10 protein-coding genes are annotated in these 12,963 nt (G+C 34.5%); 7 read left to right on the forward strand and 3 right to left on the reverse strand.

Features of this window, described 5'->3' with window-relative positions; all coding sequences use genetic code 11:
* Positions 1–53: 53 nt before the first annotated feature.
* Positions 54–428, reverse strand: a complete 375-nt coding sequence (locus tag ACM39_RS05020; protein WP_048509916.1) for a membrane protein — start codon at positions 426–428, stop codon at positions 54–56.
* A gap of 166 nt (positions 429–594) precedes the next feature.
* Here ACM39_RS05020 and ACM39_RS05025 point away from each other — a divergent pair, with 166 nt between their 5' ends.
* The gene (locus ACM39_RS05025; RefSeq protein WP_048509917.1) at positions 595–1,296 is read left to right on the forward strand and encodes a CoA transferase subunit A; all 702 of its coding nucleotides are present in this window, start codon (positions 595–597) and stop codon (positions 1,294–1,296) included.
* A 61-nt stretch (positions 1,297–1,357) separates the two neighbouring features.
* Here the strand turns inward: ACM39_RS05025 and ACM39_RS05030 are convergent, their stop codons facing one another.
* Entirely contained in the window at positions 1,358–3,163 is a 1,806-nt protein-coding gene (locus tag ACM39_RS05030) for an ABC transporter ATP-binding protein (RefSeq protein ID WP_048509918.1), read from the reverse strand.
* A gap of 121 nt (positions 3,164–3,284) precedes the next feature.
* On the opposite strand from ACM39_RS05030, the gene ACM39_RS05035 reads away from it, so the two are divergent.
* Positions 3,285–3,938, forward strand: a complete 654-nt coding sequence (locus ACM39_RS05035; RefSeq protein ID WP_048509919.1) for a CoA transferase subunit B — start codon at positions 3,285–3,287, stop codon at positions 3,936–3,938.
* A gap of 85 nt (positions 3,939–4,023) precedes the next feature.
* On the opposite strand, the gene ACM39_RS05040 is transcribed toward ACM39_RS05035, so the two are convergent.
* The gene (locus tag ACM39_RS05040) at positions 4,024–4,824 is read right to left on the reverse strand and encodes a DUF4197 domain-containing protein (protein ID WP_048509920.1); all 801 of its coding nucleotides are present in this window, start codon (positions 4,822–4,824) and stop codon (positions 4,024–4,026) included.
* Positions 4,825–4,928: 104 nt separating this feature from the next.
* On the opposite strand from ACM39_RS05040, the gene ACM39_RS05045 reads away from it, so the two are divergent.
* From ACM39_RS05045 to ACM39_RS05065, 5 genes are all read left to right on the forward strand, one after another.
* Positions 4,929–7,184, forward strand: coding sequence for a family 20 glycosylhydrolase (locus tag ACM39_RS05045; RefSeq protein WP_082140524.1), 2,256 nt, complete (start codon positions 4,929–4,931; stop codon positions 7,182–7,184).
* 35 nt (positions 7,185–7,219) lie between these two features.
* Positions 7,220–8,212, forward strand: coding sequence for an isoaspartyl peptidase/L-asparaginase family protein (locus tag ACM39_RS05050; RefSeq protein WP_048509921.1), 993 nt, complete (start codon positions 7,220–7,222; stop codon positions 8,210–8,212).
* A gap of 65 nt (positions 8,213–8,277) precedes the next feature.
* Entirely contained in the window at positions 8,278–8,940 is a 663-nt protein-coding gene (locus tag ACM39_RS05055; RefSeq protein WP_048509922.1) for a copper homeostasis protein CutC, read from the forward strand.
* A gap of 118 nt (positions 8,941–9,058) precedes the next feature.
* Positions 9,059–11,542, forward strand: a complete 2,484-nt coding sequence (locus ACM39_RS05060; protein WP_048509923.1) for a beta-mannosidase — start codon at positions 9,059–9,061, stop codon at positions 11,540–11,542.
* A 77-nt stretch (positions 11,543–11,619) separates the two neighbouring features.
* Complete coding sequence (locus ACM39_RS05065; RefSeq protein WP_048509924.1) at positions 11,620–12,528, forward strand: AEC family transporter; 909 nt, start codon at positions 11,620–11,622, stop codon at positions 12,526–12,528.
* Positions 12,529–12,963: the final 435 nt, after the last annotated feature.

Below are 12,963 nucleotides of genomic sequence, written 5' to 3' on the forward strand. Positions count from 1 at the left end.
ATCATTAAAATAAAAGCAGGAAAATTTTTCCTGCTTTTTATATTGATATTTTATTAATCTGTAGATTTCAGTGCCCAAGCTACCAAAGGCGCTTGCATAAAAAGTCTCGCAAGTCTTTGGTTATCTGTATTTAAACCAAAAGAATCTCTTCTGCTTTTGTACTGAGCAACATTTCCGGGAAATACAGCTGTAAAAAAACCTGCCACAATTTGTCCCATTGTTCTTCTGTATTTTTCAGGAGTTATAATAGTTGCTGTACCCAAAAGTATTTCTGCAATTCCCGAATATACAACGGTATCGTCTTTCTTCAAAGGAACCCATTCAGGAACCTGAGCTTGGAATTCTTTTCTTGCAAAAGTAAGGTGACTTATTCCTGCACCGATTAAAAATGCGCCGAGAGCAATTCTTGATATGTCTTTCGTTTCCATAATGATAATTATTTGTGATATTGATGGTTTTAAATAACCAAAATTCAGACCACGGACAAAACAATGATTTCAATACAGAAAAGTCAGCATAAATTCAAAAAATTACCAAATACAATAGATATAAGAAAAAGTATTAAATTTAAGCCAACAGAAAATCTAATATTTCATGATAGATAAAAGAGTAAAAAATGCAAAGGAAGCCATCGAAGGCATTAAGGATGGTATGACATTGATGCTTGGCGGATTTGGTCTTTGTGGTATCCCTGAAAATTCAATTAATGCTTTGGTAGACAGTGATGTGAAAGATTTGACTTGCATCTCAAACAACGCAGGAGTTGATGATTTCGGATTGGGATTGTTGCTTCATAAAAGACAAATTAAAAAAATGATTTCTTCCTATGTAGGAGAAAATGCAGAATTTGAAAGACAGATGCTTTCCGGAGAATTGGAAGTTGAGCTGACTCCACAGGGAACTTTAGCAGAAAAATGCAGGGCTGCACAAGCTGGAATTCCTGCTTTTTACACACCGGCAGGTTTCGGGACTGAAGTGGCAGAAGGTAAAGAAGTGAAAGATTTCAACGGAAAACCACATATTTTGGAGCATGCTTACAAAGCAGATTATTCCATCGTAAAAGCCTGGAAAGGGGATTATGCCGGAAACCTTATTTTTAAAGGTTCTGCAAGAAATTTTAATCATCCTATGGCAGGAGCTGGGAAAATCACTATTGCTGAAGTGGAAGAATTAGTAGAACCGGGAGAATTAGATCCGAATCAAATTCATATTCCGGGAATCATGGTTCAGAAAATTTTCCAGGGTGAAAAATTTGAGAAAAGAATTGAACAGAGAACAGTGAGAAAAAAAGACTGACCTTCTTTGGAAAATATTTAAAATAAAAAACAAAGCGCTGAAATATATTTCAGCGCTTTGTTTATGCTTCCGGTGAAATAAGCATTTTCCTTTCCCCGATCTGTTGTCGCCACATGGCATAATATAATCCTTTTTCGGCAATTAATTTATCGTGGGAACCCATTTCTATGACTTGTCCGCGTTCAAGCACATAAATTCGGTCTGCATGCATAATTGTACTTAAACGGTGTGCGATAAGAACTGTAATTTGTTCTTTTTCTTTTGAAATATTTTTTATAGTAGATGTTATCTCTTCCTCGGTAATACTATCCAAAGCAGAAGTTGCTTCATCAAAAATTAATAAATGAGGCTTTCTTAAAAGTGCCCTGGCGATGGCAATCCTTTGTTTTTCACCACCGCTTAATTTCAGTCCGCCTTCACCGATAACGGTTTCTATGCCTTTTTCTGCTCTTTCCAGCAATGCGGTACAACTCGATTTTTGCAAAGCAATTTCCAGATCCGATTCTGTAGCGTTAGGATTTACAAAAAGGAGATTTTCTTTGATAGTTCCTGCAAAAAGTTGGGTATCCTGGGTTACAAAACCAATTTGATTTCTCAGTTCATCAAAATCAAATTCTTTTCCGTTAATCGTGTTATAAAAAATATTTCCTTCCTGAGGTCGGTAAAGCCCAACCAGCAATTTTACCAATGTGCTTTTCCCTGATCCGCTGGGTCCTACAAAAGCGATAGTTTCCCCGTTTTTAACATCGAAAGAAATATTATTCAATGCTTTATACTGTGCAGATTGATGTTTGAAAGAAACATGTTTAAATTCTAATTCTTCAATAGCTCCGATTTGTTTTGGATGAAGTGGTTTTTCTTCCACTTCTTTTTTCATTAAATTATCAAAGTTAAAAAGAGAAGCTTCTGCTTCACGGTAAGAAATGATAATGTTTCCGATCTCCTGCATTGGCCCGAAAATGAAAAAACCATAAAACATGAGGGACAGATATTGTCCGGGGGTCACAATATTTTTAAAAATTAATAATAATAAAGTCATGGTAATCATCTGTTGAAGAAAATTAACCATCGTTCCCTGAATAAAGCTTAAGGAACGGATGCTTTTCACTTTTCTGAGCTCAAGTCCAAGAATCTTGTAAGTATTATTGTTTAAACGGATAACTTCCTGATTGGTTAATCCCAAACTTTTAACGATTTCGATATTTCGTAAACTTTCTGTGGTGCTTCCCGCTAAAGCCGTGGTTTCTGAAACAATATTTTTTTGAATACTTTTTATTCTTTTGCTCAATAAATTAGTAATAAATGCAATCAGGAAAATTCCGCAGATGTACACAGGCATAATCGTCCAATGTAAACGAATAGCATACACCGAAACGAAAATAATACTCACTAAGATTCCGAAGAAGATATTAATAAAACTGGTAATAAATTTTACGGAGTCTTCTCTTACTTTCGTTAAAATCGATAAGGTTTCGCCGCTTCTTTGGTCCTCAAATTCCTGATAAGGCAACGCCATTGAATGTTTTAAACCGTCTGTAAAGATTTTCGCACCAAACTTTTGAGTGATAACACTTACTGCATAATCCTGAAAAGCTTTAGCAATCCGGCTTATCATCGCTGTTCCGATAAGTAATGCTAAAAAATAAAAAACGCCGTGATAAATTCCGTCTCCATATAAATATTGGTTCAGATTTCTGGGTAAAAGTTTTTCTTTATCAAAAAAATTGGGATGAGTCACCAGCTTATCAAGGATATTACCGGTAATGGCCGGAGCAAATAAAGAAAAAACCTGATTGATGGTTGCCAAAAACAAAGAAAGGATAATCAACCATTGGTAGGGCTTAAGGTATCTTAAAAGTATTTTCATTCTATTAAATAATGTTGTAAAATTAGAGATATTATTTTGACTTATGATATTAATAATTTTGAATAATAAAGACCTTTTGTATTCAGGCGAAAATAATTAAATTGCAGTCTAAGTTTTTAATATGCTCACAAAAGAACAAATTGCTAAAAGAATTTCAAAAGAACTGAAAGACCGTTACTATGTAAACCTGGGAATAGGGATTCCTACTTTGGTCGCCAACTACGTCCCAGAAGGTATTTCCGTAGAATTTCAAAGTGAAAACGGAGTTTTGGGGATGGGGCCTTTCCCTTTTGAAGGTGAAGAAGATGCAGATGTCATCAACGCCGGAAAACAAACTATTACTATTTTAGAAGGTGGCTCATTCTTCGATTCTGCTTTCAGTTTCGGGATGATAAGAGGTCAGAAAGTTGATCTTACAATTCTTGGAGCAATGGAAGTTTCAGAAAACGGAGATATCGCCAATTGGAAAATTCCTGGAAAAATGGTAAAAGGAATGGGTGGTGCAATGGATCTGGTGGCTTCCGCTGAGAATATTATCGTTGCGATGATGCATGTAAACAAAGCGGGAGAAAGTAAAATCCTGAAAAAATGTACTCTTCCTTTAACTGGTGTAAACTGTGTGAAAAGAGTCGTTACAGAATTAGCTGTTCTTGATGTAACTCCGGCAGGTTTCAAGCTTGTTGAGAGAGCTCCGGGGGTTTCGGTAGAGCATATTATACAGTCTACAGAAGCCGATTTGATCATTGAGGGCGAAATTCCTGAAATGCAATTCTAATAAAAAAATCAAAAAACCTCGTCACTGACGAGGTTTTTTTGATTGAAGATATTTCAAATTCAAATTTTTGTTTCAGTCCAAGAAATTATTTTCTGTCCTGCGCTCCAAAAACTTTCTGCAAGATACTTGTTGTTCTCATGGCAGGAGTATTTCTGATTCCGCTTTCTTTATCCGCAACCATTTTGAAAACTCCGTTAATGGTTTCAGTAGTTACATATTCATTAAGATCAGTCGTTACAGACTGCCCTGTCAAAGTATTATATTTTGAAATTAAGTTTTTCCAGACAGAATCAGCACCCACTTTTCCTAATGAAGCCTTTACTTTTGGCTGAAAAGCAGTAAATAACTGGCTTTGAGTTTTTTCTTGTAAATAATTTGTAGCGGCATTATCGGTTCCCAGTAAAATATTTTTAGCATCCGTAATTGTCATTGAAGTAATAGCATTCGCGAAAATTGGAGTTGCTTCTGTTACGGCATCTTCGGCGGCTCTGTTTAACAACTTTACACCTTGATCTGCCAGACTTCCCAAACCTACCGAGCGCAGGGTAGTATCAATTTTCCTCAGCTTTTCGGGCATTAAAATTTTTACGGCTTCATTTTTAAAGAAACCATCTGTTACAGCTAGCTTTTTGACACCTTCAGAAACCCCCATATTTAAAGCTTCCTTTAAACCTGACGAAATCTGAGTTGAGGTAAGATTACTGATATTTACAGAAGAGCTACTGCTCGATGTTGTAGAGGACGTCGTGGAAGTTGTTGTTTTTACGGGAGTATTAAGATCAATCCCGGTTTTGTCCTTTACCGCAGACTTTAATACGTCGAAAATTTGTGCCTGTGTAGAAACTGAAAATAATAGTCCGGCGGCTAGAAGAATAGTTTTTCTCATTGTATATTTTTGCAAATTTAGATGTTTTATTGTGTAATAAGTTAAAATGAGTAGAGAAGTTTTTCAGAAAATAATTATCTTAGCTAAAACCATAACCAGATCTGATGATACGCGTTCTTTCAGCATTTTTTGTATTATTTTCAATTATAAGTTTTTCTCAAAATAGGTTAAATATAATTCCATATCCCCAAAAAGTGAATGTGATTAAAGGGGATTTTCCTATTCCTGAAGTTTTTAGACTTGATGATAATTTACCTAAAGAAGAAACTGAATACTTCAAAAAAAGACTGATTTTAGATCTTAAATTTCAGAATTCTAAAGGGCAGGATGCAGATTTGGTTTATTATCAATTGCCAAAATCTAATAATTTGGCTCAAAATGATGAATTTTATACGCTTGAAATTTCATCAAAGCAGATTCAGATAAAGTCTTATACAAATCAAGGATATTTCTTAGCCCTTCAGACATTAATTCAATTAATCCAGAACAATACAAAGGATAATAAACTTCCTGCGCTAAAAATTGAGGATCAACCTAAGTTTTCATGGCGCGGAATGCATCTGGATGTTTGCCGTCATTTTTTCACTGTTGAAGAGGTGAAGCAGTATATAGATTATTTGGCAATGTATAAGCTCAATACTTTTCATTGGCATTTGACGGATGATCAGGGATGGAGGATTGAGATTAAAAAATATCCTAAATTGACTCAAATTGGCTCAAAACGTAAAGAATCAATGATTGGAGCTTATGTTGATAATACTTTTGACGGAAAACCTTACGGACCCTATTTTTATACTCAGGAACAAATTAAAGATGTCGTAAAATATGCTCAGAAAAGGCATATTACTGTAGTTCCAGAAATAGAAATGCCGGGTCATGCTTTGGCTGCACTGTCTGCTTATCCTGAATTGGCTTGCACAAAAGGTCCTTTTGAGGCTGCTACAAAATGGGGTGTTTTTGATGACGTTTTTTGTCCGAAAGATGAAACTTTTAAATTCTTAGAGAATGTTCTGGATGAAGTGGTGTCACTCTTTCCATCGCAATATATTCACATCGGAGGTGATGAATGTCCGAAAACAAGATGGAAAGAATGTGCTCATTGTCAGGAATTAATTAAGAAAAATAATCTGAAAGATGAACATGGTCTGCAAAGTTATTTTATTCACAGAATTGAAAAATATGTAAATAGCAAAGGAAGAAAGATTATCGGCTGGGATGAAATTTTAGAAGGCGGATTAGCTCCAAATGCAGCCGTAATGAGCTGGACCGGCGTAAACGGGGGAATCGAAGCGGCAAAATCTAACCATTTTGTGGTAATGACACCTGGTTCTTATTGCTATTTTGACCATTATCAGGGAGATCCGGGAACGGAACCAAACGCTTTCGGAGGTTTTACACCTTTGGATAAAGTCTATTCTTATGACCCAATTCCGACCGAATTGAATGCTGAACAGGTAAAATATATTTTGGGAGTCCAGGCAAATTTATGGACAGAATATATTCTTGATTTCAAACAGGTTCAATACATGATTTTTCCAAGATTATTTGCGCTTTCAGAAGTAGGCTGGGGAACTGCCAATCCTAACGATTATAAAGAATTTGAAGGCAGAGTTATTAAACAGTTTAAGATTTTGGATAAAATGAATGTAAATTATGCTAAAAGCATTTATAATATTTCAGGAAAAGTAATCCCGGATAATAAGGGTATTGCCTATGAACTCCAGTCCTCACAGAACCCGGAGGGAATTCGATATACCTTAGACGGAACTGAGCCAACAATAAACTCTCAGATTTATCAAAATCCGATTGCTGTTACAAAATCTTTAATTATAAAATCTGCTTATTTTGAAAACGGTCAATTGAAAAGTGCAGTTTCTTCACAGTCTTTTACGGCTTCAAAAGCGTCAGGTAAAAATATTGTGCTGGAACAGCAACCAAATGAAAATTATTCTTTTGGTGGTGCTTTTACATTGGTTGATGGGATTATTGGCAATCAAAAGCAGTTGGGAAAAACCTGGCTTGGTTTTCAGGGAAAAGATGTTGTAGCGACAATTGATTTCGGACAAAAAACTCAGTTTTCAGAAGTTTATTTTAATACGTTAGAAAATAAAGGAAGCTGGATTCATTGGGCAAAATCTGCTCAGGTTTTTGTTTCTGATGATAATAAAAATTTTAAGATGATCAAAGAAATCAGGAAAGATGAAATTCTGAATGCAAAAGGAAAAATGAAACTAAACGTTGGATATCAAAATTCAAAATATTTAAAAATTAAAATAGAAAATGCAGGAATTATTCCGGCCGGGAATCCCGGGGCAGACTCAAAAGCATGGCTTTTTGTTGACGAAATCGGAGCTAATTAAACTTAACTAAATTATCCTTAATACCTAACATAAATATGTCTTCACGTAGAAAATTTCTTAAAAATACAGTACTAGCGTCTTCAGCATTATTATTAAATCCATTGGATTTGATTGCTAAAGATTTTCCTGAAACTAATAAAATTGTCAATAAACCAATTGTACTTTCCACATGGAATTTTGGATTGAAAGCGAACGAAGAGGCATGGACTATTTTAGGCAAAGGAGGAAGAGCTTTGGATGCTGTTGAAAAAGGAGTTCGTTTGGTAGAATTGGATCCAAGTGAAAGAAGTGTTGGCTACGGAGGGCGTCCGGACAGAGATGGGAGAGTGACTTTAGATGCCTGTATTATGGACGAAAATTATAATATCGGTTCTGTTGCCTGTCTTGAAAATATCAAAAACCCGATTTCTGTAGCAAGAGCGGTCATGGAAAAGACGCCACATGTCATGCTTGTTGGAGATGGAGCATTTCAATTTGCTATTTCTCAGGGTTTTAAAAAGGAAAACCTTCTTACTTCGGAATCTGAAAAGGAATGGAAAGACTGGTTGAAAGACAGTAAATATAAACCTATCGTAAATATTGAGAATCACGATACTATCGGAATGATTGCGTTGGATGCTCAGGGAAATCTTTCGGGAGCCTGTACAACCAGCGGAATGGTTTTCAAAATGCATGGGAGAGTAGGTGATTCTCCAATTATCGGAGCAGGTTTATTTGTTGATAATGAAGTAGGGGCAGCGACGGCAACAGGACATGGAGAAGAAGTTATCAGAACGGTAGGAACTCATTTGGTGGTTGAATTAATGAGGCAGGGTAGGACTCCTCAACAGGCTTGTAAAGAGGCTGTTGAAAGAATTGTGCAGATTACAAAAAGACGGAATAAAAATTTAAAAGACATTCAGGTTGGCTTTATTGCCTTAAATAAAAAAGGTGAATATGGTTCTTATTGTATTCAGGATGGGTTTAATTTTGCGGTGCAAGATCAAAAAGGAAACCGTCTTGAAAAACCGGAATTTGCTTTGAAATAAAAACATTAGAAATTAATTTTGATAAAACCATAAAACCATAAAACCATAAAACCATAAAACCTGAAATGTCAAAAATAGAAATAGCATGCTTTAATCCGGAATCTGCCATCATAGCTTTTGAAAACGGAGCAGACAGGATAGAATTATGTGACGGATTAAGCGAAGGTGGAACAACACCGGATTTTGAAATAACAAAACAGCTTAGAAAAAAAATAAATATTCCGATTTTTGTGATGATTCGTCCTCGTGGCGGAGATTTCACCTATTCTGATGCAGAATTTGAGCAAATGAAAAGTGATGTAATACAATTAAAATCTTTAAGTGTTGACGGCTTTGTTTTCGGAATTTTAGATGAAAATGATGAGGTAAGTATTGAAAAAAATAAAATTTTGACTGAATTGGCAAAACCTTATCAATGTACTTTTCACCGTGCTTTTGACAGAGCTAAAGATTTGGGAAATTCTTTAGAGAAAATAATTGAATGCGGATTTAAAACCATTCTTACCTCAGGACAAAAACCAAATGTTTCGGATGGAAAAGAGAATTTGAAAAGGCTGGTGGAATTATCAGACGGAAGAATCGAAATTCTTATTGGTGGTGGACTTCGCTCAACAAATATTGAAGAAATCAGAGAATTTACCAAAGCTGAATATTTTCATTCTTCTGCAATTATTAATGGTGGAGCTTTTGCCGATGCGGATGAGGTTATTGCTTTGAAAAGTAAATAATTTAATCAAAAATATTCACATAGTTTGTCATTCTGGAGAAAAATCTAAAATAGATTCTTCATTTCGCTTTACTGCGTTCAGAATGGAGACTCATGCTATTTACATCAAATATATATAGATGAAGAAAACTATCCTTTTTACTTTCCTTTTTATTCAAAATATATTATTCGCTCAGTTTTCGGAGAGAAATTTATCTGCTGAAAAATGGAAGTTTAAAAATTCAAAAGATGATATTTGGCTTACTGCTATGGTTCCGGGAACAGTGCATCTGGATTTAATGAATCATAAAATGATTCCCGATCCTTATAAAGATGAAAAAGAAATGAAAGTTCAATGGATAGAAAATGAAGACTGGGATTATCAAACAAAGTTTACTATTTCTGAAAAAGAATTAAGTAATCAAAATATAGACTTGGTTTTTAATGGGCTGGACACGTTTTCTGAAATTTATTTGAATGGAAAATTACTAAAGAAAACTGATAATATGTTTAGAAAGTGGGAAATTTCTGTTAAGCCATATTTGAAATCTGGAGATAATTTATTGCAAATTAAGTTTAAATCCGCAGTGAATGTTGGAAAAGACCTGGCAAAAAAAGTTCCCTTTACAATGCCTGAATCACCGAGAAGTTTTGTTCGAAAAGCTCAATATCAGTTTGGTTGGGATTGGGGCCCAAGATTAGTAACAACCGGAATCTGGAAGAACGTTAAGCTGAACTTCTGGAATAATGCTAAACTTGAAAATGTAAAAGTAGAGCAGAAAAGCTTAACAAAACAAAAAGCAAATTTGAATATTCATGCTGAAATTTTCGCTGATAAGGAAGGGAAATATGTTGTTTTGATCAACGATAAAATAAATAATATTCAATTAAGAAAAGGAAAAAACACAATACAAATTCCATATAGTATTGAAAATCCTAAGCTTTGGCAACCGAACGGTTGGGGGGAACCGAACTTGTATAATTTCAAATTTTCATTAGAAAAAGATTCAAAAAACATTGCTGAAAAATCTGAACGAATTGGTTTAAGAACGATTGAACTGGTTCAGGAAAAAGATTCTAAAGGAAAGTCATTCTATTTCAAAGTTAATGGAAATCCGATGTATGTAAAAGGAACTAACTGGATTCCGTCCGATAGTTTTTTGCCTCGAATTACCAAAGAAAAATATCAACAATTGATAAACGATTCCAAAGAAGCCAATATGAACATGATTCGTGTTTGGGGTGGTGGAATTTACGAGGATGATGAATTTTACAAAGCTTGTGATGAAAACGGAATTTTAGTCTGGCAGGATTTTATGTTTGCAGGAAGTTTTTATCCAGCAGATGAAAGTTTTCAACAAAATGTGGAATCTGAAGTAAAAGATCAGGTTGAAAGACTTCAAAATCATCCGTCACTTGCTTTATGGTGTGGAAATAATGAAGTTGATGAAGCGATTGTCAATTGGGGATATCAAAATCAATTCAATTATTCAAAAGAAGATTCTTTACAGGTTTGGAAAGATTATAAGAAAATTTTTCATGAAATTATTCCAAATGCAATAAAAAAATATGCGACAAGTGATAGAAGGATGTATTGGCCAAGCTCACCGTCAATCGGTTGGGGGCACAGAGAAAGTCTGGCAGAAGGAGATTCTCATTATTGGGGGATTTGGTGGGGCGAGCAACCATTTGAAATTTATAATGAAAAAGTAGGAAGATTTATGTCTGAATATGGTTTTCAGGGAATGCCTGCCCTGGAAACAATAAAATCAATGTTTTCCGGGACTCCTGATTTAAGCTTACAAAACGGGACTGTAAAAGCTCATGAAAAACATGCAAGAGGCTGGGAAATCATTGATAATTATATGCAACGGGATTATACAATTCCCACTGACTTTATTATATATAATTACATTTCTCAGCTGCTTCAGGCTCGCGGAATGCAGATTGCCATTGAAGCGCATCGCCGTGGAAAGCCTTATAATATGGGAACCTTGTATTGGCAATTGAATGATTGTTGGCCGGTGGTCTCATGGTCTTCCATTGATTATTTAGGTAATTGGAAAGCACTGCATTATCAGATTAAAAGGAGTTTTGAAAATCAAGTGGTTTTAACGGAAGAAAAAAATAATATTTTGAATTTTTATGCTATAAATGACGAATTGAAAAAATTTGAAAATGTAAGCCTTGAATTTAAATTGATAAAATTTAATGGAGAAAGTTTAGCTGCTCCATTGATTGTTGCAGAAGGAAAAGATTTGGAAAGTATATTGAAGTTTACATCAATGCCAATCAACGAGTTAATTTCTGAATCGGAGAAAAGCGAAGTTCTTTTACATGTTATTTTAAAAGATAAAAACAACAATATTATAGCTCAAAACGATCACTTTTTTGCAAAACTGAAAGATTTAAAATTACCAAATCCAAATATTCAAATCAAGAAAATTTCTACGACCGAAATTGAAATTTCTACAGATGTCTTGGCAAAAGATGTTTATTTGATTGGAGATACTCATTTCAGTGACAATTTTTTTGATTTATTGCCTAAAACTTCAAGAAGAATTACGCTTTCAAAACCTTTGGAGAATATTGAAGTGATGAGCCTTCGGGATGCGATGAATTAAAAACTATGTGAAAAATATAAGTTTTCATTCTCAACTAAAAAATCAGACGTAAATTTGTTGCATATTTCTTTAAAACTATGATAAATTTTGTTCTGATTGCGGTGTGTATTATTGCAGGGATGGTATTCAAAGCAACAAAATCTATCCATCCTGATGCTCACAAAGGTATCAATACCTGGATCCTTTACCTTGCACTGCCGGCGGTTTCTTTTAAATATCTGCCAAAAGTAAAATGGACATCAGAAATGCTTTTCCCAATTGTCGCGACTTTTTTGATTGCAGTTTTTTGTTTCTTTTTCATGATGTTTTACAGCAAAAGCAATGGGTATTCTAAGCGGTCAAGAAGTACTTTAGAATTATCGGGTGGTTACAGTAATACCTCATTTATTGGTTTTCCTTTAATTTCTGCTTTTTACGGTGAAAGTCTTTTAAGTATTGCCATAATCTGTGACCAAACGATGTTTTTTGCCCTTTCTACATTAGGAATTATAGCAGCGGTAAAAGGGGGAAGCAGATCGGGGAAAGTAAGTGCTAAATTTATGGTAAAAAGATTAATTACATTTCCTCCTTTGGTAGGGTGTGTTTCTGCTCTGGTATTGTCTCAATTCATAGATTTCACTCTAGCGGAACCATTTTTTGATAAACTGGCAGCGACTGTAAGCCCTTTGGCTTTATTTTCTGTTGGTTTACAATTAAAATTCAACGGCTGGAAAAAATTGATCCCTCAAATGTCTGCTTCCATGTTATATAAACTGGTTCTGGCTCCGGCAATTGTTTTAGGATTGGCATTATTAATAGGAATAAAAGGAAATATTGCAAAAATTACAGTATTCGAAGCTGCAATGCCTACTGTTGTAACGGCAAGTATTATTGCAGAACAATTCAGATTAAATACCAAACTGATGAATTTAATTATTGGTTTTAGTATTATCGTTGGATTTTTTACTTCGGCAATGTGGTATGAGATTATTGAATTGCTGTTCTAATTTTTATTAAGTGTAAAGTCTTTCATTCCAAATAAAACACAATTAAGGAAACTATTTTTCTGTTATTCATTGCATAGTTTAAAAATGGCAATAAACTGAAAAGTTATTTAAAAAGAAAAAGTTTAACCTATTTGCCAACCTAAATGAAAATATTTGCATCTTTAAAACACACGTCAATTTCTGTCGCTTTACCGTTTTATTTTTGCCTAAGGTTGCAATAAACCATTAACCTATAACAAATTTGACATTAAATCTCATTCAGGTGAGGGAGTAATTATTAAAATTCGTTAAATTTGCAGCATTGTGATAATAAAAACTAATATTAACCTTTAAATACACAAAATAGATGAAAAAGCTCTACTTTAGTGCATTAACCTTATGCACAGTTTCCGTACTGTATTCTCAGGAAGTAGTCTGGCAAAAGGATATTAAATC

This window comes from Chryseobacterium sp. FH2 (genome assembly GCF_001045455.1).
GTDB lineage: Bacteria > Bacteroidota > Bacteroidia > Flavobacteriales > Weeksellaceae > Chryseobacterium.